The sequence below is a fragment of the Coprobacillus cateniformis genome (assembly GCF_009767585.1).
Lineage (GTDB): Bacteria > Bacillota_I > Bacilli_A > Erysipelotrichales > Coprobacillaceae > Coprobacillus > Coprobacillus cateniformis.
Genome location: NZ_WSNW01000001.1, coordinates 1033839 through 1057574 on the forward strand (window position 1 = coordinate 1033839; position 23736 = coordinate 1057574).

Consider the following 23736-nt stretch of genomic DNA (forward strand, 5'->3'; position numbering starts at 1 on the left):
AACATCTCTTCCTTTTAAGGCAACATATCAGTTTTTTACATCTGCATTATATATAACTTATTAATTATTGGTTTTAGTATATTTATATATAAATAACATTTAAATTAAATCTTCTTTTTTAAAACAGCAAGTGACTTCCACACTCCTGAATTATAATCATTTGTGTAAATACTGACTGAAGTACGAATAGTCTCGTTTTGTAAATTTTCTTCAATATCTTTAATTTGTTTAGTTGATACATCATATTCATCTAAAATAATGACTGGATTTTCATCACCAATATTCCAACTTATACCTTTTACAGATAATATTTGTTTATCATCAGAATCATTTAATTTGAAGTCTATATAATATTGTGTCTCATACTTATTATTTTCCAATACCTTTTTTTCTATTTCTTTAGTTATTGGAATATCTATTTCTACGCTAGAAGACGCCCCTCCTACATACAATGGAAAATGAGTCTTTGAATCACTAATATTTACAAATATATTTTCTTTAACTGTATTTTTTGTTGAATCCGACTCAGTATTTTTCTTATTGGTTTGAGAAGAACATCCTCCAATCATTATAGAAATAAAACAAAGAGCTACCAATATTTTTCTCATTAACTTCCCCCCCTCTTAATTAATAAGCAATACTTTCTATGAGTTAATTTTTTCTGTCTTATCATAACTTTATTTGAACATCACACTTTTCTGCGAGGTGAGGATTATGTGTTACAATAACAATTGTTTTATCTGGTGTTAATCTTCTTAGAAGTTCATAAATCTTTTGACTATTTTCTTCATCCAGATTCCCAGTTGGTTCATCTGCTAAAATCAAGTCACATTCTTTTAATAACAATCTTGCTATTGCTACTCTTTGTTGTTGTCCACCTGAAAGAGTATGAACTTTATGACTCAATTTATCACTAAGTCCAACTTGTTCAAGTACCTTGGTAATCAACTCTTCTTGCCTTAGTTTTGATTCATGACGTATTGGTATAATCAGATTATCTTTTACAGTTTCATTTTCCATTAATGCATAGTTTTGGAAAAGAAATCCAATTTTATTTTTATATAACATTCTTCTTTCCTTTTGTGTATATTTTTTTATATCTTTACCATATAATATCACTTCACCTTCATCATAATCTTCTAACATTCCAATTATATAAAGAAGGGTACTTTTACCACAACCAGATGCTCCCATAATTGAAATCATTTCCCCTTGCTCAATTACGAGATGAAAATCGTTGAAAACAATATGATCCTGAAAAGTTTTTTTTAGGTGATTTACTTCGACTATTTTCATAATTCTCCACTCCTTTCAAATAAATAAACCTGTTTATCAATCCTTTTCATAATCATATAAGCAATGAAATAATCAATAAACAAAACAACTATACAAAAAGGAATAAAATAACTATATCTAAAAATAATACACACAAATATCATCAAGGTATACAAGTATAATTGATATTCAAAATATGCACTATATTTATAAAATACAGATTCTCCATGAATTGTTAATATAAATATTTTTCGGAGATGATAATCTAAATAGATAGAAAGAAATTGATATATTAAAATAATTAATCCTATACATCCTATAATAAATCCAACTGCATATATCATTAACTCATGCTTTAACTGTTCTAAGTATATGATAAGATCATTTTCTACTTTTTCTACATTAATCCCCTCTGAATCAATTTGATTCTCTTGACACCATTTTTCGAATCCTTCCTCAAGATTCTCTGTACCTACATCTATAAGACAATATTCTAATGATATATATCCATCTACAATAATACAAGAATTTTTTATAAATCCGTTTCTACTTTTTATATATCCTGGCTGATAGGAATAGACTTCTTGATTATCCAAAATTGGAATGAATTCAAAATAATTCAAATCAGGATTTTTTTGAATAGATTTTACGCCAATATCATTCATCATTGATTCTGGGACATAAATAACTGGCTTTTCTTTATAATCACGGTTTGATTCATAAATCGGTTTTCCATGGATATCCAATATATTTTCCACTTCTAGATAATGAGGATTAACAATGATTGCATTTTCTAAATAATATAAAGGATCATATACATTTTCTTCTTCAAACAAGAACTTCATAGAATCATTATATCTCAATGCATTGATAGAAATAGCTTTATGGCTTTCCTCCAAGATTTTTGAAATTTTGCTTGAATATTCCATCATTTCTTCAGGACTACTTGAAACTTTTGTAGAATAACTTTCTAATCTCACCATCGTATTGACTTTATCTAATAATATTTGAGAATGTGTATACTCTTCAATAATGGAACATGTATATGTAAAAGAATGATATAGAAACAATATACTTAAAAATACAAAGACTCCTTTTAAAATAAAATGAAACCCAACAATAAATTGATAAGAATAACTCTTCTTTATTGATTGATATATTTTAATATTCTTTATTAAAATACCATATGTTATAGAGAAAAGTAACCATATCACAAAAACAATACAAATTATTATAAAACTAGTAGATAAATATACTTTCAACATTATACCAAGTGTTACAGGAATAATCATCGATAGCATATATAAAAATATAAATATAACTCCAAAAAGTGATGTTTCTCTTTTTAAATAGTTCCAATATATATACAAAGAAGAATCTCCATGAAACTTATATATTGAAATATAATTTTGTTTTTTAGATATATCTACAAATACTATTGTTATATATAACAAAATCATGAGAGAAATAATTATAAATGCTCTTTGTAAGATATACTTTTGTGAGGCTTCCTCTTGATTTAATAGACTCTCGTTATAATGTTCATCAACACTTACTGTTAAATAAGAAAATTCAGTTTGCAACTTATAAATAAATTTTTCAATATTATCATCACCAAAAGAATATATATATAAGTTACCATATAAATCATTATGAGCATCTAATTTATCAAGTGTTGAATACTGTATAGTATCATGATGATAATCAAATATATAATAGAATTGATATTTTTTGTTCATTTCAATTTCATTAAGAAAATTATCTTTACTATTAGATAAATAACTTTTAGTTACTAAGTCTTCATACAAATCATATTCAACTATAAAACTCTCTTGTTGACTTTGTTGAATTATAAATGCTAATAAATCATCTTTTTCTTCATGAGAAAGATTTCCAGGAATACTTATGTCATATCGCATTATATTATGATTAAAACCCTTTGAAGAATGAAACAATTTTGCTTGTGAGTTTGCTTTATCATAAATTAATAAAATAATTAGCAATGAAAATATAATTAATATAAATGTTTTTATTCTTTTCATATACATTTTATCACCCTTTTTATTATATATTTAAGATTTCTTCAAGTATAATAAATAGTATTAAAAAGCAAGGCTTACTTGCTTTTTAATACGGATTAACACTACTTGAATACTCATGTTTATGATTATTATCTACAGTTGTTGCTTTAGATACATATGCATTTTGAAATCCATTATTCTAAACAAATTGCCCATGATATCTAACAATAACATAGCAATAAGCTTGTCTAGCACTATATCTAGTAGAATATGTCACTCTATTGGATGATGAATTCGCATCTTTAAACTCTAATGTATTCCATGAATCAGAATAAAAATAATTTTGTGCTTTCGTCGTAATTGGTAGCAACATAACAAATAACAAACAGAATATAGTAATCATCTTTCTCATTCTTTTCATTTTCTTTCCCTTATTATATCATTTCTGATATCCTTTCCCTAGTATTTTCTAAACTTCAATAATTCTTTTATTTCATCACCTTGATACGAGCCTACTCTTGAAGCTCCACTTATTACTCCAACAACTCCCATCAGCGCCAAAAATGAGATTGACTTAATATATTTTAACTTCATGTTTTTTAATACATGCTATCATTAATAAGATTACTATTAGAATAACATATGTAAGAATATGAGGAAAACTATTCATATAAGAATAATTATAGAGATAATCTTATACTCTTTGTATTCTCTATTGTTTGCTATTCTATTACTCATTGAACTATAGAATATAATATTATAAGTGCAAGCATTTGAATATATATCATGAAATAATTATATATTTGATATGTTAACAGATAGAAGACAAACAATATGGTATGCAAACTTATACAGTTAAAATACGTTTGGCAATGGTATCCATCAATAGACTTCCCTTCAACTTATAAAAATTCTTTTCATTTCTACTGTATGGAATAGTTACCCATTTACATGACTTTAAAATACATTTTATAATATTATTAATTTGTTTTATTTAAACTAACTCATGGGTATCATCCCTCCTATCAAAATTGAATTCTATAGCACAATATCTTTATTTCAAGATACTTCTTTTTAAAAAAAATAACAAGATAGTATAATAACTTTTTACATTAACGTTAAAAATATATACATAATCGTACATAATTCATTATTATTTTACCTTAACAGTTATAATTCCATCTCTATTTTATTACATTGAGTAACATGTAGAAGATGTAAATCATTAAAAAAATAGATACCAAAAGGCATCTATCTATCAAAAGCCAATTCAATTAATTTATCAATAAGATCACTGTATGTTATACCAAAGTCTGCCATTAATTGAGGATACATAGAAATCTTTGTAAATCCTGGCATTGTATTGATTTCATTGAGATAAACTTTATTTGTTTTCTTATCTAGGAAAAAGTCTACACGTGATAATCCATGACCATCAATAGCTTTAAAAACTTTTAACGCATAGTTTCTTATCTCCTCTTGAATTTTTTCATCAACAAGTGCTGGTATACATGTTTTGCTTTCTTCATCTTCATACTTAGATTCAAAAGTATAGAATACACCATGAGGCATAATTTGCCCAACACGAGAAACAATAGGATCATCATTTCCCAAAACTGCTGTTTCTAATTCAATACAATCAACACATTCTTCAATAACAATTTTTCTATCATATTGTGCAGCTTCTTCAAGTCTAGGCATTAGTTCTTTTTCTTCATCTACACGATAGCATCCAACACTTGAACCAGAATTACTTGCTTTTATAAAACATGGATATCTTAATTCTTTTTCAACAGAGTCAGCTATATCTGCTGATTCATCAAATGTATTGTCCACAACAACCAAAGTTCCATCATAACGCTTCTTTACATATAGAGATTTAACTTGGGGAATTCCTACTGTTTCAAGAATTTTCTTTGTATATATTTTATCCATAGCAACACTTGACCCAAGAACTTTACATCCAACATAAGGGACCTCAGCAAGTTCAAGCAATCCCTGAATCGTTCCATCTTCCCCATACATTCCATGTAAAACAGGATAAACGACTTCCTGCTGTCTTAATAGTCCATAGACATCTTCTACTTTTACAGCACCTTCTAACCATGAATCATTAACAAGATCATCTTGTGTCTGATTTAAAATATACCATGTTCCATCTTTTTCAATACCAGCTAAAGTTATATCATATTTTTCTTTGTTTATATTCTTGAGTACAGAAGTACAAGACATTCTTGAAATGATATGTTCTGTAGATTGTCCTCCACAAATGATTAATAATTTTTTCACTTATACTCTCTCCTTTAAATGTTCAACAACTTCTTTTAAATGCATACCATTAGAACCTTTAATCAATATTGTATCTTCTGGTTCCAGCATTTCATCTAAATAAGTCATTAAAGCCTGATTATCTTCAAAATGATAAGCATTTTTCAATCCTAAAGATTGTGCCTTTTCCACTATATAACAACTCGCTTCTCCAACACAAAGAAGTTCATCAATATTTTTTTCAACAACATAACTACCAACTTCTTCATGTAAAGCCTGTTCATATTCTCCTAGTTCTAACATATCTGCTAAGACTGCAATTTTTCTTTTTGGATATTGTGCTAAAACGGCTAAACTTGATTTCATTGAATCTAAATTGGCATTATATGTTCCATCTATCACTTTAATATTATCTTTTAGCTCAATCATATCCATTCTATTCTTAGTTAACTCAAAATGTTCCACACCTGCAATACATAAATTCATATCAATGTCTAGAGAAAGACCTATAGCTATAGCAATCAAAGCATTATAAACAAAATGCTCACCAGAAACTGGAACATGGACATGATATCGCTGACCTTGATAATCAATATCAAAATAAGAATCTTCTAATCTCAGTTCTACATCAATAGCTTTTAAATCGCAATCCTCATTTTGTCCAACTCTGATCATATGATAATTTTCTGCATTGACTGTATGAAGCATATCATTATCATCATTAATAACAAGAGTTCCATCTGACTTCAGTCCATTAACAATCTCCATTTTTGCTTGAAGAATTTTTTCTCTAGAACCAAGTTCACCAATATGAGCTGTTCCAATGTTCGTAATTGCTGCGACATCTGGTAAAGCAATCTGAGTTAAATGCTCAATTTCTCCAAGATGATTCATACCCATTTCTAAAATCATGACTTCTTCATTTTGAAGTCTTAAAATTGTTAAAGGGAGACCAATATGATTATTATAATTCCCTAATGTCTTTAATGTTTTATATTTTGTTGACACAACTGAATAAATCATGTCCTTTGTACTTGTCTTTCCAACACTTCCTGTAATTCCAACGACTTTTACTTGTCTATGCATTCTCAAATATTTAGCCATATCACTCATAGCCTGTAATGTATCCTTAACAAGAATTACATTTTTATCTGGATAATGAACCTTATGAGCAGTTATAATTGAACTTGCTCCCAAATTAAATGCCTGTGCTATATACTGATGACCATCTGCATTCTCTCCAACAAGTGGAATATACATATTACCACTTTCAATCTTTCTTGTATCTTGTGTAAATCCATTCACATCATATTCCATATCGCCACTTAAAAGTTGACCATTTGTCGCTTCTATAATTTCTTTAATCTGCATAATTATCCCTCATATTTAATATATGCACTATTATAGCACAGAATGCCAATACGTCCATAGCGATATTTTTCTTAAGAAAAAGAAAAAGCAACACTCATAAAGAGTGTGCTTGCTGATAATTCAATATTTCTAAATCCGTAATATCTTTTTTTATGCTTTGATAATATTTCATAGTTTGCTTTCCTGTTTCAGACATATAGGCATTATAATCAATCATTCCATTATAAATACCATAAAACTCATAAACATAAGCAGCACCACCTTGCTTCTGGATAGTCTGTTTAAACAAACGGATAATAGTTTGAAAAGATAATTGACTATCTACATACAAATAAATCTTAGGACCATTTTGTTTCATAATACCTATTGATGATATTTCTTGATAAGCAATATTTTGAATCCAATTCAATATTGTCTGATAACGCGTTGCAATTAAAACAATGACCATTAAATGAAATCTCCATTTTGTGATGAGAATAATTTTTGTGTATTTTGCCCATCAAAATCCATAATCATAAGATATTCATCTTTCTCAAAACTATTTTTTTGAACTTCTAAAATCAACTTATCTCCAATAATCTGAATACTCTCACATAATCCACTACTATAAATCTTTGTGTTTTCCTTTGTTTTCAAATTATATTTCATAACTTGAGAACTATTTGTATAAAAAATATACTCATCTGTTATATTCATCAGACCACCTGTGTTTTCAATCAAAACTTCTGTCTTTCGTGTTGCAATATCATAAACATTAATATTTGCTCCTGAAATACTTCCTGTTGCTTGTTTAGATAAAAAATAAAGTTTTTGATTCTGATAAATCAGATTATAATATTTTCCATTCAATACTTTTTCTTCACCCTTACCATCTAACCCAACAACATAGATACCATCTGTACTTGTATAATATATTTTATCTTCCAAAACATTTAAGTTATAAGCATTACGATTATTTAATCTTGTTTCTTTATTTGTTTTTAAATCATAGACATAAATTCTTTCTAAATCATCATCTTGTGCTTGATAGTATGCTTTATCGTCTTTTATTATTAAATAATAAATTTCTTTATTCAAAACAACCTTCTTATCTTTTCCATCAGTTGAAATACTACATAATTGTGAATCATCATTTGTAAAATAGATAGTATTACCTACAACATTAATATAATCACAATCGTCATTGATAATTGTCTTTCTATTTTCAAGTTTATTATCCATACTCACCAAGTGTCCTTGATCATTCACAACATAAATTATATCTTCATCTTGATAGACATGACCTTCTTGGTTAATATTTCCTGTATGAGTTGCAAAAGATGTCATTCCACCAATCTCCATTTTCTCTAAAGGTAAATCTTTAGGTTGATCTGTTGATTGTTGTCCACCACTTATATGATTACTTAAACTAGGTCCATGATAAATATAAACATATGCTACAGCTGTTAAAACAACCATAATAGATACAGCAATCACAAGAATATTTTTATTAACCTTTTTATTCACTTTAATTTCTTGAAAATCAACTTTTTCTTCTGGTTCATGATAACTTTCTGTATATGGAATATCGCTTAAAGGACGATAATATCCTTCTATATGGCTTTCCTGATAATTCTTAAGAACACTGCTTCCACAATGAGAACAGAATTTTGCACCACTGACTATTGGCTGATGACAATGAGGACATCGTTCTATTTTCATACCACACTGTGGACAAAAATTCATATCATCATTAACTTCACTTTTACATCTAGGACAAATCATATACTGCCTCCTTCATAATTCACACTCTATTGGGTATTATCCTCTTCATCTACAACTTTATAATCGACATCAATAATATCTGGATCAGATGATTGATGATTTTGATATGTTGTTTGTTGATTTTGATATGATGAATGTTGTTCATAATATGCTTGGTCTTCTTTTGATTGATGAGTACGTTTTCTTGATCTAAAGATAGCTTTTATAATCCAAAAAATAATTAATATTGGAAATAAATATATAAAAAATGGTAAAAAGAATCTTAATGCTAACATCAATAAAACCAGTACACAAAATAAATATATAAAACTATATCCCATAATTATTCTCCTTTTTTCATTTCATAGTTTATACAACAAATATAAACAACAAATGAACTTATTCATCAATATCATCATGCCATCTAAAAAGAATGTGAACAGGCACTTTTAACCCTTGTGCAAATTTTTCAACAACTTTTAATGTGACATTTCTTGTTCCTCTTTCTACATCTGATACATAATTCTTAGAAAGTTGACATCGAAATGCAAGTTCTTCTTGAGAAATATTTTGAATCAAACGTAATTCTTTTACTCTTCTTCCAAACTTTATATTAATATTTTCCATATCAATCATTCTCCATTTGCCTTATTTTTTGTGCTTCTTCTTTAATCTTTGCAAAACGATGATGTAATCCAGACTTACTAATTGTACGCCCTGTTTGCTGTAAATAAACATCAGCTAATTCATTAAGCGTTAATTCAGGATTTTCTAATCTTAATAATGCAACTTTTCTTGTCTTATCATCCAAGATTTCTACTCCTGCTTTATCAATAATATAAGCAATATCTTCAATTTGTGCTGTAGATGCACTCATTGCTTTCATTTCATTGGCTATATCACAATTATTCCAACGATTAACAGTGTTAGCCATCGAACGATCTATTCTTGTCATTTCAAAATCCATAACAGATTGAGAAGCACCAATCGCCCTTAAGAAATCACCTATTTTTTCTGCTGATTTCAAATAGACAATATATTTATTTCGACGTTTAATTATTTTTGCATTGAGTTCATATTGGTTCATAAGATCTTCAAGAAAAGCTGCAAATTCCTCTTCAGCCACACTCATTTCCAAATGATAATTAGATGTATCCGGATTATTTACACTTCCACAGGCTAAAAAAACACCAGCTAAATATGCCCGCCTTTGTGCATCTGTATTTAAAAGTTCCAGATTAGGAAGACTTTGTATTCCAATACCTTCCATCAAATGAAGATCTTCTAATATCTCTCTTGCTTTAGAAACAATTAAAATGTATACATTATTCTTTTTCAACTTCATTTTGCGTGACACTCTAAACTCAATATGAGGCTGATAGAGATCTTTTAAAAGTTTGTGCAATTTTGAAGCAATTTTCGCATTTTCCGTGCGTAAGGTGAGTGATAATCCAGATTGATTCAAAGAAAGCGTACCAATAATTTTAATCATTGCACATAAAATTGCTTTTTCACAATGTGAATCAAAATCATTAAAAACAATTTCTTCTTTTACAACTCTAGAAAATGATATCACAATAACTCCCCCTTCTAATGATCAGCATCACGATGCCATTTATAAACTTGATAGAATTTTGAATAATGATCAGCAAAATAATTGGTTAATGTTACAGAGCGGTGTTGTCCACCAGTACAGCCAATTCCAATAATCATTTGCATTTTTCCTTCTTCTTCATATTTCTTTAACAGATAATCATAATATACAATTGTTTTCTCTATAAACTCCTGTGTTTCTGGTTGTTCCATAACATAATCATAAACAGCTTTATCATTTCCTGTTTGTGCTCTTAACTCCTCAATATAGAAAGGGTTTGGCAAGAACCTAACATCTAATAAAAGGTCAGCATCTTTAGGAACTCCATGTTTGTATCCAAATGATACAAATGAAACACGGAATGTATCTTGATTTCCTTTATGAAAGTAGATTTCTAATTTATCTTGTAATTTTATTGGTTTCAGTAATGTTGTATCGATAATAATATTGGCTAATTTACTAATAGGATCAGCCATTTCACGTTCAAACTGAATCGCCTCTGTTAAGGAAGAAGCCACATTTCCAATCATTAATGGATGTGAACGCCTTGTTTGTTTATAACGTGATAATAAAACTTCATCTTCACAATCTAAAAAGATTACTGTTAAATCAACCCAATCCATATTTGAAAAAACACGGACAGCAAGAATGGCATCTCCCAATGAAACAGCCATAGCAACTTTTGAATACTTTGTTGATGTACGCAATAAGTCTCCAAATTCTTTTAACAGTGCTACTGGATAATTATCTATGCAGCGATACTCCATATTTTCAAAGATAGCCATAGCTTGAGTTTTTCCTGCACCTGACATCCCTGTAACAATGACAACTTCTATTTTATCCATACCTCTTCCTCCTTTGTTAATACTATATCAAATTTCCTATCATAAGTGTACCTTTTTTTAAACTTTCCTTCATTTAACACAAAAGGAAGATTCTCATCTTCCTACTTTAATAATGATGCAATATATTGTCCAGCAATTGCACCATCATTTGCTGCTGTAATCACTTGACGTAAATTCTTCTCTGTAACATCTCCACCTGCAAAAATACCTTTCACACTCGTTTCCTGATTTTCGTCAACTTCAATATATCCTCGTTCATTAACTATTTCTAAGTCTTTTACAAAACCACTAATTGGGTCCAATCCTATAAATGGGAATATTCCATCTGTAGGAATTAAAGACAACTCTCCTGTATTTGAATCTTCTATAACCAGACCGCTCACTTTATTATCTTGTGATTTAACTGAGGATGGTTTCTTTAAATAATGCATTTCAATATTTTCTTTTTGTTTTAATTTATCAATGAGATATTGATCTGCTCTTAAAACATCACGACGCACAATCACATGAACTTGCTTAACAATATCACTCAAATAAATAGCTTCTTCAATTGCTGAATTTCCACCACCAACAACACATACTGTCTTATTTTTAAAGAATGGACCATCACACACAGCACAATAAGAAACACCTCGTCCACTCATTTCATCTTCACCAGGAATATTCATCTTTCTTTCTTTTGTTCCAGTTGCAATAAAGACATATTTTCCATCATATTGCTGGTCAGCAGTATGAACGATTTTATGTTCTCCCTTATCTTCAATATGAGTCACTTCACCATATTCATACTTAGCCCCAAATGACAAGCATTGTTCATACATTGAATAGGCTAACTCAGGCCCTTTTTTCATCATACCTGGATAATTTTCAATTTCAGCAGTCAGGTTTAATTTTCCACCTGGTGCCCCTCCATCTAAAACAATTACACTTGCCCCTGCACGTGTTGCATATAAAGCCGCTGTCAAGCCAGATGGTCCAGCTCCAATAACAATTAAATCTACCATTCTAATCAATCCTCTCTATTAACTTTAATATATCATCCATACGATCAATCATGAAATCTGGATGCAATGATTCCATAGCACTTGTTCCTTTTGGTGACCACTTCACGCCTGCTGTATAAATTTCAGCATTTTTTCCTGCCTGAATATCTGTTTGATTATCACCAACATATATGGCATTTGAACACTTCATAGTCTCCATTGCCTTTTTAATTCCTTCAGGATCTGGTTTTACATTCTTAACATCTTCCATACCCAAAACAATATCAAAATATTTTGTTATATCAAAAAGTTCTAAACCTAGATAAGCTGCATGTGTTGATTTTGTTGTGACAACAGCTAAAGGATAATTATCCTTTTTCAAGCTTTCTAAAGTTTCTTTTACTGTTGGATATATTGTTACATAGTCCTCATGATGCGCATGATTATACTCACGATAATATTCAATGAGTTCTTCAATCATATTTTCAGGAAAATATCTTTCAAACGTTGCTGTTAATGTAGGTCCTAAAAAAGATAAGTGCTCTTCCTTACTTAAAGTATATCCAGGTTTATATTTTTCAAAAACATGTTCAAATGTTTTTTGAATTAATAAATCAGTATTTAATAATGTTCCATCTAAATCAAATATAATAGCCAAAGCTTTTTTCATAATGACCTCCTTTTTGTATTATAACACACTCATGCTCCACACGTTAATATTATGCTTGATATTTCATACTTTATAAGTATATCATATAAGAAAAAGGAAATGAGGAATATTATGATTAAAAAGATAACGACTTATATAACACCTTTTCAATTAGAACGAACGCTTCATATTGCATTACCAGATAACTATTATGAAACACAAGTTCATTATCCTGTTATGTATATGTATGATGGACATAATTTATTTCAAGATCATGATGCGACTTATGGAAAGTCATGGGGACTTGAAGACTTTCTAAATGATTATGATAAACCTTTTATTATTGTTGGAATTGAGTGTAATCATGAAGGACAGGAAAGATTAAATGAGTTTTCTCCTTATACATTTGACAATTCCTATTTTGGTCATATCAATGGTAAAGGAGAAATATTAATGGATTGGGTTATTGAAGAATTAAAACCTTTCATTGATGAACACTACCGTACAATACCATTTCGTGAATGCACCGGCATTGGTGGAAGCTCAATGGGTGGACTCATGGCACTTTATACAGTTATTAAGTACAATATATATTTTTCAAAAGCTGCTTGTCTGTCCTCAGCAATTTCAATGTGCATGCCCCAGCTGAAAAACGAGTTGCAGGAAGCATTTATTGATTCTGATACACGAGTCTATATGAGTTTTGGTACAAAAGAAGTCAGAGGGAAAAAGGGAATTGAATTAATGAAAAACAATTTAAATGAAATTGAAAAACAATTTTACTTAAGGGGTGCTTCCTTTCACTTGAACATTATAAAAAATGGACAACATAATGAAGCATCTTGGGAAAAAGAGAATAAAGTCTATTTTGACTATTTATGGAAGTAAGCTTTTTTATCAAATGGCTTGCTTTTTTTAGAGAGAAATGATATTTTATATCACAGTTAGCACTGACTAACAAAAGGAGGAAATAAATGAAAATAGTATATGCGTCAAGAACTGGTCATGTTGAAATCTTGATGAACAAATTAAATATAAATAATCCAACTCGTATTATGAGTGGTGATGAAAAAGTGGATGAGGATTTCTTATTATTCACATATACTGATGGATATGGTGATATCCCCGCAGAAGTTGAAACTTTCTTAGAGCATCATGTATCTTATATTAAAGGAGTTATTGCTAGCGGTGATACAGGTTATGGTGAAGCTTTTGCACAATCTGGAAATAAAATTAGTGAAGCATATAATGTTCCTTATTTATATAAAATTGAAAATGAAGGAACAGAACAAGATATTATTGCAATTCAAAAAATATTAACTGAATTCTAAAAACAATGGTTACCCATTGTTTTTTTAGTCTATTATCTTTTTTATATTTTCAATAAATATTTCCATTTGTTCTTGAGTACCAATTGTAACACGTAGATATTGGTCAATTCTTGGTTTTTTAAAATAACGTACCAGAATGCCATTCTCTCTTAATTTTTTAAATATTTCTTCAGCATCTTTTTGAGGGTGTTTGATAAAAATAAAATTAGCATAAGAATCTGGCATCTCAAAACCTAAATTCTTAAGTTCTCTTTTTGTATATTCTCTTGTTTCTATAATTTTTCGTGCATTGTCCTTAATATAGAAACTATCGTCTATACTTGCCTTTCCAATCACTTGTGCCAAGCTATCTATTGGATAAGAATTAAAAGAATTTTTAACATCATATAGCTTTGCAATGATTTCTTGGTTTCCTAAAGCAACACCTAAGCGAATACCAGCTAGAGATCTAAATTTAGAAAAAGTCTGTGTAATTAACAGATGAGGGTATTTTTCTAGTAGTGTGACTGCACTTTCTCCTCCAAAATCAATATAAGCTTCATCAACAACGACAATACTGTTTTGATTATGCTTTAAGATATCTTCTATAAAATCAAGTGAAACCAAAAGACCTGTAGGTGCATTAGGATTAGGAAAAATAATCCCAGAATTTTCTTTATAATAATCTTCTTTGATAATTTCAAAATGTTCATTTAATGGAATCATTTCATAATTCAAATCATAAAGTTCGCAATATACAGGATAAAATGAATAACTGATATCTGGAAATAAAACAGGAGCCTGACCATTAAAACAAGTTAAGAAAATAAGTGCCAAAACTTCATCTGAACCATTTCCTAAAAAGACTTGTTCATCTTTGAGACCATGATACTGAGCAAGACTATGTTTTAAATCATCAGCATCAGGATTAGGATACAATGATAAGATAGCAGCATCAAAATCACTGATTGCTGAAATCACTTTTTCACCTGGATGATAAGGATTTTCGTTGGTATTTAATTTAATCAAATTCTTGATCTTTGGTTGTTCTCCAGCCTGATATGGTTCTACATTTCTTAATTTTTCTTGCCAACTCATTCTCTTTTTCCTCCTAACATATCATCTATGACATCATAAACATAATTCACTTTTTTATCAGCATGCTGATAAATAGTGGACGAAACATGCTGAAACGTATATGCGTGGTCTGAGACTTCAAACATTGAAATATCATTAAATGAATCTCCAATACAATATGTCTCAACCTTTTCGTTCAACAATTCTTTAAGAACTGTAATACCAGTGCCTTTACTACAGCCACTTGCTGTAATATCTAAATAATGTGTATTTAATGTTCCAACTGCATATTGACTAAAGTTATCTTGAATATACTTTTGAATCTTTAAAATATCTCTATCACCTTCATCCACTTGATGTACTGCAATGATATCAAATTCATCTACTTGAAGATATGCTTCTTGAAAACAAACATCATGAATTTCTCTATTTCCACCTGATGAATGTTCATAAGTTTGACCATTACAATGTCCTAAAGTCCTTTTTCCATCATAAAAGAAAACAAATAAGTTTGTAAAGTTCATTGCATATTCTATAATTTTCCTACCAACATGCTGAGGAATAATTTTCTTAAAAAGTTCTTTTCCCTCTTTATTTACAATATGAGCACCATTATTTAAAATTAAATAATCATATGGGAAGTGATGACGATCTATACAATAATATGCTTCTTGAAAATTTCTACCTGTATTAAAAGCAATCAAATGACCTTGTTTCTTTAATTCTTCTAACATCTCTTTATCATGTTCATGTTTCATTTCATTGAAATCTATAATTGTCCCATCCATATCACTAAATAACATCTTTATCATATAACTTCCCCCTTATTGACTTATTACTATTATACTTAAAAATAATAACTTGTCATTATATTTCCGTATAAGAAAAGCCAGCAACGCTAGCTTTTCTTAAATATGATAATATTCAGACATTATTTTTTGATTCCAAGCATCTCCTTCATCAACATTAGCACTAAGGAAAACAGGTGGTTCAATTCCTACTTCAGCAAGTTTTTGAGCTATAAGCATGGATAAAGTTTGAGCCATAAACATTCCTATCAAACTAGAACTTGCCCCCATCTGTCCTTTTACACCTTTCACCTCCATCATAGCATCACCAACAACACCACAATTATCAATAACATAATCACAAACTTGATAGAGTTTAAGACCACGACTATGACGACTTGTTACAACCTGAGAATGTTTTAAATTGGTAAAGGCAATTGTGCACATCCCCAATTCATGACATGCCATAGCAAGTTCAACTGGCATAGCATTTCGTCCTGAATTAGACGAAATGAGAATAATATCTTTATCTTTGAATCCGTACTGCATCATAATCACATGTGCATATTCAGCAATTCTTTCAATTTGAGTTGACTTTAATGGGTGTTCTCCTAACGTCAATTCCATTGGAGCAATAAGTTGAACACAAGCAAGCCCCCCTGCTCTCGCATAGAACTCCTCACCTACCATATGTGAATGACCCGTTCCAAACACAAAGAATCTTCCACCCTCTTTAATTCTATCAACAATTATGTCCGCAACAGTCTTCATATTTTCTGATTGGGTTTCTGTAAATAAATTTAAAATTTCAATCATTTTTTGAGCGAATTGTTCTTGCATATTAATCCTCCTTAAGAACAAATAAAGCCTGTCCATATTGTATAAGTTCAACTAACCTCCTAGCATATGGCTTCACTTGACCAATGACATTTGCGTAACGCACTGCTGGTAAATCAGTTAGTGGAATTTGAAGTTCACCATTATAACGATTTGCAAATTCATTTATCATTACTAACGAATATGCTTCTCTTTTCAAAGGATTATAACGAGTACAAGCACATATATCTCTTGACTGTGTTCCACGCACCATCAATTCTGGTTGATCTGAGCGTGGTAAGAAAACCATATGAGTCAATCTTTTTTTAATATCTTCATCTAAATCTATATCAAACCAAACAGGTATTTCCACACAATATAATCCTTTGATATCATTTTTGTCCAATCTACTCATATCATATTGAGTTGATAGAAAGTCTAAACAATCATACTGAGCAACTTGACTCACTTTTTGTAATTCGTCTAAACGTGGATGACTATCACCAAAAATAATAAAATCAAATTCTGGATGAACAAATAACTCCATAGCTTGTATATATGATGGTTTATATCTATGATCTTCTATTGTGACAATATAGTCTCCCACATCATTTAAATCACGACTAGAATATAATGAACCAATAAAGATACCTACTTTGATCCCATAACTTTTAAACAGTTTCGCTGAAGCTAAAGCATCTTCATATCTTAATCCTGTTTCATTGAGTGGAAAAAAGTTATGGCAGGCATAATATTGCTGAATATTTCCTTCGCTAACAATTGTTTCTATTCTCTCTTTAGGAAATTGTAGCATAGAAGCATTTTCTTCAATGATAATGCCATAAGGATTCTTGGTCATCAAAGCTATTTCTTGATGCGTAAAACCACTATCTAAACGTAATACTTTTATCTTGAGGTCGAAAACTGGTTTAAGATTATCAGGTGCCCCACCTATGTGTTTTAACATTCTATCATTGATATCAACATGTATTTCTAAATCTAACTGATGACAATATTCAAATAAAAATTGAAATTTATCATTTATTCCAATTGTTGTATTTTCAAATCCTAAATCACCAAGTTCTATAGATGTAAAAATATCTTTGTATCCTAATTCTTTTGCAGTATCCAATGTCTTTTTAATTGTTTCTAAATCATCAAAATCAGGATAAACAGAAATACCGATTTCTTTCATAAATCTCCCTTCTTTCTATAAGCTATTTGATTAAAGCTATACTTATCTACACGATAATATGTATATCCATATTCAAGACATACATCATCTTTAAGATAGGTTGTTTGTAAGATTCTCAACAATGGTTGCTCTTTTGAAATTTCCAAGTAATGAGCAAATTGTTCAGCCAAGCAAGCATCAATCTGTTGATGTGAATAAGCAATATTTAATTGAAGTTCATTTTCAAAATAAGCATATAAAGACTGTTGTAAAACTTGAACTGAAATATCTGGAACAAGACCTCCATGATAATAACCATCTTCATAAGCAATGGGCTCACGATCCATATAACGTACCCTCACAATATGCCAAACTTCCTGATTTTTATCTAACAATCCTAAAGATTGCAATTTCATATCATCCGTTTTTTCTTTTTGACAAAGAATAATTTGTGAAGAAATATCTCCTTCTAAACGTGAAACATCTTCACTAAAACTCTGTAATCCATCTAACGTCTTTAAGGATTTTTGTTTTTGAACATACGCACCTTTTTTAGGTACAGTATAAATCAGTCCTTCTTGTTGCAAAGATAATAAAGCCTGCCTAACAGTCATCCTTGAAACATGAAATTGCTTAGCCAAACAATTTTCACTCTCAATTCTATCATCCTTATAAACTCCTTTTTGAATATTCTTCTGTATATAATCTTTAATTTTTATATACTGATATTGATTTTCTTTCATCGCGATTCCTCCGTCTTGTCTAGACAAGATTATTATAGCACATAAAAAAAGAAAAAAACAGATGAAACATCTGTTTAATGAATATAATCTTTTACTTCATGGTTATAAACCAATTCTGAGTAATAACTTTCACCCTGTCTATGAGCGACAAATGAAGAACGACCATTGTAGTTACCTAATCCATAATGACCTAATGTTTTTTTCTTAGTATCAAATTCATCTTGACGCTTTGAAAAATCTGCAATTAATTCATCAGTAATTTTTTGTTCACCTGTAAAAGTTTTGACGATTTTTAATTCTTCTTCATTCAAGAACAATTCATTAAATGTTGTTGCTCCTGTATGTTTAAAAGTGATTTCTTCAGTATTATAAGTATGTGAACGATCATATTGTCGTTGGATAGTCACACTTAAATTTTCATTAATCTGTGTTGTATAGGTTAATGTATAATAAATATCATAATTATTTAAAATAACAAGATGATATGTCTTATCAAATGTATAATCACCTCGTTGAGTAAGTGATGCTTCATATTGAGAAATTGCATCAACAATTGTGTTGACATTTGTAAATTGTTTTTGAAAATCAGCAAGTGTATCATAAACTGCTAATATAGACGTCGGTTGGGTATCTTCGATTTTTGGCAATTCAATTTTCTCTTCATTTAACTGTGTTACATCATTATCTATAGCATTCAATAAACGACTATAAAAAAGAGGAATCGTGATAAATGAAAAGAAGATAATAACATATAGTAAATATGTCATCGCCTTGTTTTTAGGCTTAATAGCTCGATATCTTTCTTGTAAATCTAATCCACAATGGGGACAATATTTTTCATTATTATTCACTTCATGACCACATCTTGGGCACTTTTTCATTATAAATCCTCCTTAAAATAATCATCCATAAAAACTTGAAATTGATCTAAAAACTCCTGTCTTTTCGCTTTTTGTTTCTCTCGATCCTTAATTTCTATATAATCTTCATCTAGATACTGATAAGTTTTTATAAACTTTCCATTTGAAATAATATGAATGGTTGGAGTCCAATCAAAATGTAATTCCTTGTAAAGATTATCATAGAAATCTTTTTCTTCCTTAGTTGCACTCTCCGCTTTAGCACGATCTCTAAAATCTTTAATATTTAGATAATAGATACCGCTTCCTTCATGATTTTCAATATACTCTTCTAAAATTGGATAAAATTCCTGACAATCTCCACAGTCAGGTCTTCCTATATACAATATAAATTTAACATTTGAATTTAAATTTTGTGTTAACTTTTCATAATTAATATTTTCAATTCCTTGAATTTGTATTTTTGAGGCTGTATCTGTGCTTGAACACCCCCATAAAACAAGAATAGACAAAAGAAAACATATTATTTTTTTCATAGAATCACTCCATTTTGTTTAATATACCATAAACAAAGATAAAAGAAAAGGATAAGAATTTCTCTTATCCTAGTAAGCTTTCACCTGTCATTTCTTCAGGAATTGGCAATCCTAACAATTGAAGAATTGTTGGCGCTAAATCTCCAAGTTTTCCACCTTCTTTTAATTCTAAGTGTGTATTTGTAAGAATTAATGGTACTGGATTTGTTGTATGAGCAGTAAATGGATTATCTTCTTCATCCAATAATCTTTCACTATTTCCATGATCAGCAGTAATTAACATTGTCCCACCAAGTTCAAGAACCTTTTCATAAACTTCTCCAACACATTCATCAACAACACTAACTGCCTTAATAGCCGCAGGAATAATTCCAGTATGTCCGACCATATCACAGTTTGCAAAGTTCACAATTACAACATCATGAATATCTTTATCTAATTCTGCAATTAATGCATCTTTCACTTCATATGCACTCATTTCTGGCTGTAAATCATAAGTTGCAACCTTTGGTGAATTAATTAAAACACGAGTTGCTCCTTCGATTTCTTTATCAATACCACCATCAAAGAAGAATGTAACATGAGCATATTTTTCTGTCTCTGCAATTCTTAATTGCTTCATACCTTGAGATGATAAATAATCACCTAAAGTATTTGTTAAATCCGGTAACGCAAAAGCAACTTCACCATGAACAGTATCTGCATATTTCATCATACATACAAATTCAAGATTTTTAGGCTTATCAGCAGGTTTAAAGTCTTCATAAACATCTGCAGTAAAGACATTTGACATTTGAATTGCTCTATCTGGTCTGAAGTTAGCAAAAATGATTGAATCATTATCACTCACTCCTCCATCAACAGCAGGATTATATCCTGGCAAAACAAACTCATCAAATGTATCTTTTGCATAAGAATCTTTAACATATTGAACTGGATTGCTATATGTTTCACCACTTTTAGCAACCAATGCATTATATGCAAGTTCAACACGATCCATTCTCTTATCTCTATCCATTGCGTAATATCTACCAGAAACACTGGCAATTGTTCCAACACCAATTTCATCAATTTTATCTTGTAATTCTTGAACAAAATCAGCACCACTATCTGGTGCAACATCTCTACCATCTAAGAATGCATGAACATAAACTTTTTCTAACCCTTGATCTTTAGCAAGTTTTAACAATGCATAGATATGTTCATTTGATGAATGAACCCCACCATTTGATAACAATCCCCAAATGTGTAATTTTGAGTTATTGTCTTTTGCATGTTGAATTGCTTTTAAGAATTTTTCATTTTTATAGAATGTTCCATCTTCAACTGCTTTATTAATTAAAGTTAATGATTGATAAACAATTCTACCAGCACCAATATTTAAATGCCCCACTTCACTATTACCCATTTGACCTTCTGGTAACCCAACTGCATTACCACAAGCTTTGATTGTCGTTGTTGGATACATTGCCATCAAATCATCTAAATTTGGTGTATTTGCTAATTTCACAGCATTCCCATCAATACGATCAGTCAATCCATAACCATCTAAAATACATAAAACCACAGGTCTCTTTTTCATTATCTATACCTCCATATGCGCTCATTATACAAAATTATAACCTAAAAATAAAGTTATAAGATTAATTTTTTCACATATTCATTCATTTCAAGATTTTCATCTGATAATCTTACAAAACATTTCATAATATTCTGATATTTTAAAAAGATGCTCTCATGAACATCCCTACTTCCATACTAAAAAACACGATATACATAAGAAAATAATGACAGCTAATAAACTTAAACCAATCATCATTCTTTTTATTCGACTCATATGATAAACATGATCTAAAATATCATTGACTTCTGCTGACATTTGAACACCTGCCTGAGAATTATATTGACCATCTGTTATTTCAGTCTCTGTTCCCTTTAAAAGATAATCAGTACTCACTTCAAAGATTTCACTTAATCTTATCAATTTCTCACTATCAGGATAGGTTTGATTTGTTTCCCATTTAGATACTGATTGTCTTGTTACATCCATCAATGCAGCTAGTTCTTCTTGCGACATTCCCCGTATATTTCTTAAATGAATAAGTTGTTTTGAAAAAGCCATAATATTATTTCCTCCTCCAGTCATCTTGACAGTATTATCATAACTGTACAACTGGTTGCATACTACCAACTATACTCAGTCAATAGCGCACTTTGAAGTTGCTATCGTCTTTTTCGTGGTGTAGAAATCATATAAATCCCTATAAAACTTAAAATGAGTGGCCAATAACTTTTAATCACAAGTTCGACTTGTTTTAAAAATTCATTTTCTTGCCCACTTTGATTAATTGTTAATAAAACACCCAACATCATCATAATAATTCCAATATTTTTCCTTAGATTCATATACATCACCCAGGAAGATTATAACCTTTATAAATTACGAAGTTTGTCACTTGAAAGAATATGATGACAAAATGCTAACAATGCATTTAAATCAACATGTTCTTTTCCTTTTTGAGAATAAACAATAACTTCCAAACGATTATATTCAAAACGATTTGAATGAATGATACTATTCATATCTTTTCGAAGTTCATCAGGAGTCACGATAAAAAGATTCTCAGCCATTTTCCTTAGTAAAACACAGAGTGTTGCTAGAGAAAGCTCTAAATCTAGAATTGTCCTTGAGCGATCATGTTGTAAAATATAAGCATCAAAAACGCCCTTTTTACTTTCAATCTGATTGAGTCGATTCAAAATCATCTCAACAGAAACAACATTATCTTCTAATGCTTCTAAATAACATAATTGTTTTAAATCACGTTTACTCATAATATCACCTCTATTCATTATACAAGAAATAAAAAAAGAAATATATGTTTATCATCTATTTTCTTAGATTTTATATGAAATAAAAAAGCAAGTCTTAACTTGCTTAATTTTCTTTATATAAACGATAGAGTCCCTGACTATAATAAATCATAGCAATAATCATTAATACAACTGTAGAATAAATCATAACAGTTGAAATCATTGTTCCTGGAATATAGAAAGCAATTAATAGAATAGATACGACAAAGAAGACTGCTGTAGCAATTTTACCTGGCATTTCAGCTTGAGCGAGATGTTTTCCCTTTTTTCGATAAATAAACCAACCAACAAAAAGCAACATACCATCCTTCAATACAATAATAGCAACAAGCCATGAATATGCAGGATAGGTATACATCAATGTACATGCAACAACAAATTGAGTAAGTTTATCGGCAACAGGATCAATCAGTTTTCCAAGTTCAGTAATCATATCATATTTTCTTGCTATAAAGCCATCAAAGAAATCACTTAAACTTGATAAAATAAGTATTCCAGCTGATATCATATGACCTTCACTACCTTCTGCTGTAAAATATGTATATAGAAAAATAGGAACTAGTCCAATTCTAAAATAACACAATATATTTGGAATACTAAAAATCTCTTTTTTTGTAAACATGTTTATTCCCTGCCTTTATATATCCCTTATTATAAGGAAAATAGATGTTGAAGTCAAACCATTATCTTAATGTGCTCTATCTTCATTATATTTATTATTATCTGCTTACTAAGAAAATTATGAAGACCTATTATTTGAATGAAATTCCTATAATCTCAGTTATTACAGTAATAAAGGGAATATTAGT

29 protein-coding genes are annotated in these 23736 nt (G+C 29.7%); 2 read left to right on the forward strand and 27 right to left on the reverse strand.

Translation table 11 applies throughout. The features are described from left to right. Positions 1 to 104: 104 nt before the first annotated feature. From GQF29_RS05295 to ppaX, 15 genes are all read right to left on the reverse strand, one after another. A complete protein-coding gene (locus GQF29_RS05295) occupies positions 105 to 608 on the reverse strand; it encodes a hypothetical protein (protein ID WP_008790088.1) in 504 nt (167 codons plus the stop codon). Positions 609 to 669: 61 nt separating this feature from the next. Then, positions 670 to 1296, reverse strand: a complete 627-nt coding sequence (locus GQF29_RS05300; RefSeq protein ID WP_008790089.1) for an ABC transporter ATP-binding protein — start codon at positions 1294 to 1296, stop codon at positions 670 to 672. Next, complete coding sequence (locus tag GQF29_RS05305) at positions 1293 to 3317, reverse strand: hypothetical protein (protein ID WP_236916392.1); 2025 nt, start codon at positions 3315 to 3317, stop codon at positions 1293 to 1295. Before GQF29_RS05305 ends, GQF29_RS05300 begins: the two co-directional genes overlap by 4 nt. Before the next feature lie 178 nt (positions 3318 to 3495). Continuing rightward, on the reverse strand, positions 3496 to 3717 hold the full coding sequence (locus GQF29_RS05310) for a hypothetical protein (RefSeq protein WP_008790091.1): 222 nt from the start codon (positions 3715 to 3717) through the stop codon (positions 3496 to 3498). A gap of 313 nt (positions 3718 to 4030) precedes the next feature. Continuing rightward, positions 4031 to 4183, reverse strand: a complete 153-nt coding sequence (locus GQF29_RS19030; protein WP_108912066.1) for an accessory gene regulator B family protein — start codon at positions 4181 to 4183, stop codon at positions 4031 to 4033. Between the two features lie 364 nt (positions 4184 to 4547). Continuing rightward, on the reverse strand, positions 4548 to 5585 hold the full coding sequence (locus GQF29_RS05320; protein WP_008790092.1) for a D-alanine--D-alanine ligase family protein: 1038 nt from the start codon (positions 5583 to 5585) through the stop codon (positions 4548 to 4550). Continuing rightward, the gene (locus tag GQF29_RS05325; RefSeq protein ID WP_008790093.1) at positions 5586 to 6935 is read right to left on the reverse strand and encodes a UDP-N-acetylmuramoyl-tripeptide--D-alanyl-D-alanine ligase; all 1350 of its coding nucleotides are present in this window, start codon (positions 6933 to 6935) and stop codon (positions 5586 to 5588) included. Between the two features lie 94 nt (positions 6936 to 7029). After that, on the reverse strand, positions 7030 to 7383 hold the full coding sequence (locus GQF29_RS05330) for a hypothetical protein (protein ID WP_008790094.1): 354 nt from the start codon (positions 7381 to 7383) through the stop codon (positions 7030 to 7032). Next, complete coding sequence (locus GQF29_RS05335; protein ID WP_008790095.1) at positions 7383 to 8699, reverse strand: DUF5050 domain-containing protein; 1317 nt, start codon at positions 8697 to 8699, stop codon at positions 7383 to 7385. The genes GQF29_RS05330 and GQF29_RS05335 overlap by 1 nt, the downstream gene beginning before the upstream one ends. A 26-nt stretch (positions 8700 to 8725) precedes the next feature. Next, complete coding sequence (locus tag GQF29_RS05340) at positions 8726 to 9019, reverse strand: DUF4834 family protein (RefSeq protein ID WP_008790096.1); 294 nt, start codon at positions 9017 to 9019, stop codon at positions 8726 to 8728. Positions 9020 to 9077: 58 nt separating this feature from the next. Further along, entirely contained in the window at positions 9078 to 9305 is a 228-nt protein-coding gene (locus GQF29_RS05345) for a helix-turn-helix domain-containing protein (protein ID WP_008790097.1), read from the reverse strand. A gap of 1 nt (position 9306) precedes the next feature. After that, on the reverse strand, positions 9307 to 10254 hold the full coding sequence (gene whiA, locus GQF29_RS05350; protein ID WP_008790098.1) for a DNA-binding protein WhiA: 948 nt from the start codon (positions 10252 to 10254) through the stop codon (positions 9307 to 9309). 14 nt (positions 10255 to 10268) lie between these two features. Next, a complete protein-coding gene (gene rapZ / locus GQF29_RS05355; RefSeq protein ID WP_008790099.1) occupies positions 10269 to 11117 on the reverse strand; it encodes an RNase adapter RapZ in 849 nt (282 codons plus the stop codon). Between the two features lie 101 nt (positions 11118 to 11218). Next, complete coding sequence (trxB, locus tag GQF29_RS05360) at positions 11219 to 12121, reverse strand: thioredoxin-disulfide reductase (protein ID WP_008790100.1); 903 nt, start codon at positions 12119 to 12121, stop codon at positions 11219 to 11221. Between the two features lies 1 nt (position 12122). Beyond that, positions 12123 to 12770 (reverse strand): pyrophosphatase PpaX, encoded by a 648-nt coding sequence (gene ppaX, locus GQF29_RS05365; protein WP_008790101.1) that lies wholly within the window; start codon positions 12768 to 12770, stop codon positions 12123 to 12125. A gap of 111 nt (positions 12771 to 12881) precedes the next feature. Between ppaX and GQF29_RS05370 the strand changes: the two genes are divergently transcribed. Together GQF29_RS05370 and nrdI are read left to right on the forward strand one after the other, a co-directional pair. Beyond that, a complete protein-coding gene (locus GQF29_RS05370; RefSeq protein ID WP_008790102.1) occupies positions 12882 to 13637 on the forward strand; it encodes an alpha/beta hydrolase in 756 nt (251 codons plus the stop codon). Positions 13638 to 13723: 86 nt separating this feature from the next. Then, positions 13724 to 14080 (forward strand): class Ib ribonucleoside-diphosphate reductase assembly flavoprotein NrdI, encoded by a 357-nt coding sequence (nrdI, locus tag GQF29_RS05375; RefSeq protein ID WP_008790103.1) that lies wholly within the window; start codon positions 13724 to 13726, stop codon positions 14078 to 14080. Between the two features lie 24 nt (positions 14081 to 14104). Here nrdI and hisC read toward each other — a convergent pair whose 3' ends face one another. The 12 genes from hisC to GQF29_RS05435 form a co-directional block, all read right to left on the reverse strand. Beyond that, positions 14105 to 15157: a histidinol-phosphate transaminase gene (hisC, locus tag GQF29_RS05380; protein WP_008790104.1), complete on the reverse strand. Its 1053-nt coding sequence runs from the start codon at positions 15155 to 15157 to the stop codon at positions 14105 to 14107. Continuing rightward, positions 15154 to 15948 carry an HAD-IIB family hydrolase gene (locus GQF29_RS05385; protein ID WP_008790105.1) on the reverse strand — a complete coding sequence of 265 codons (795 nt, stop codon included), beginning with the start codon at positions 15946 to 15948 and terminating at the stop codon, positions 15154 to 15156. Before GQF29_RS05385 ends, hisC begins: the two co-directional genes overlap by 4 nt. A gap of 96 nt (positions 15949 to 16044) precedes the next feature. After that, complete coding sequence (locus tag GQF29_RS05390; protein ID WP_008790106.1) at positions 16045 to 16764, reverse strand: SIS domain-containing protein; 720 nt, start codon at positions 16762 to 16764, stop codon at positions 16045 to 16047. 1 nt (position 16765) lies between these two features. Further along, positions 16766 to 17935, reverse strand: coding sequence for a MupG family TIM beta-alpha barrel fold protein (locus tag GQF29_RS05395; protein WP_008790107.1), 1170 nt, complete (start codon positions 17933 to 17935; stop codon positions 16766 to 16768). Next, positions 17932 to 18657 carry a GntR family transcriptional regulator gene (locus GQF29_RS05400; protein ID WP_008790108.1) on the reverse strand — a complete coding sequence of 242 codons (726 nt, stop codon included), beginning with the start codon at positions 18655 to 18657 and terminating at the stop codon, positions 17932 to 17934. Before GQF29_RS05400 ends, GQF29_RS05395 begins: the two co-directional genes overlap by 4 nt. 74 nt (positions 18658 to 18731) lie before the next feature. Beyond that, the gene (locus GQF29_RS05405; RefSeq protein ID WP_008790109.1) at positions 18732 to 19538 is read right to left on the reverse strand and encodes a zinc ribbon domain-containing protein; all 807 of its coding nucleotides are present in this window, start codon (positions 19536 to 19538) and stop codon (positions 18732 to 18734) included. Continuing rightward, positions 19538 to 20053: a DUF6568 family protein gene (locus tag GQF29_RS05410; protein WP_008790110.1), complete on the reverse strand. Its 516-nt coding sequence runs from the start codon at positions 20051 to 20053 to the stop codon at positions 19538 to 19540. The genes GQF29_RS05405 and GQF29_RS05410 overlap by 1 nt, the downstream gene beginning before the upstream one ends. Positions 20054 to 20117: 64 nt before the next feature. Continuing rightward, complete coding sequence (gpmI, locus tag GQF29_RS05415; RefSeq protein ID WP_008790111.1) at positions 20118 to 21635, reverse strand: 2,3-bisphosphoglycerate-independent phosphoglycerate mutase; 1518 nt, start codon at positions 21633 to 21635, stop codon at positions 20118 to 20120. A 165-nt stretch (positions 21636 to 21800) separates the two neighbouring features. Continuing rightward, positions 21801 to 22175: a helix-turn-helix domain-containing protein gene (locus tag GQF29_RS05420; RefSeq protein WP_008790112.1), complete on the reverse strand. Its 375-nt coding sequence runs from the start codon at positions 22173 to 22175 to the stop codon at positions 21801 to 21803. A 101-nt stretch (positions 22176 to 22276) separates the two neighbouring features. Beyond that, entirely contained in the window at positions 22277 to 22459 is a 183-nt protein-coding gene (locus tag GQF29_RS05425) for a hypothetical protein (RefSeq protein ID WP_017144089.1), read from the reverse strand. 27 nt (positions 22460 to 22486) lie between these two features. Continuing rightward, positions 22487 to 22888 (reverse strand): hypothetical protein, encoded by a 402-nt coding sequence (locus tag GQF29_RS05430; protein ID WP_008790114.1) that lies wholly within the window; start codon positions 22886 to 22888, stop codon positions 22487 to 22489. A 103-nt stretch (positions 22889 to 22991) separates the two neighbouring features. Next, a complete protein-coding gene (locus GQF29_RS05435; RefSeq protein ID WP_008790115.1) occupies positions 22992 to 23549 on the reverse strand; it encodes a CDP-alcohol phosphatidyltransferase family protein in 558 nt (185 codons plus the stop codon). Between the last annotated feature and the right edge of the window lie 187 nt (positions 23550 to 23736).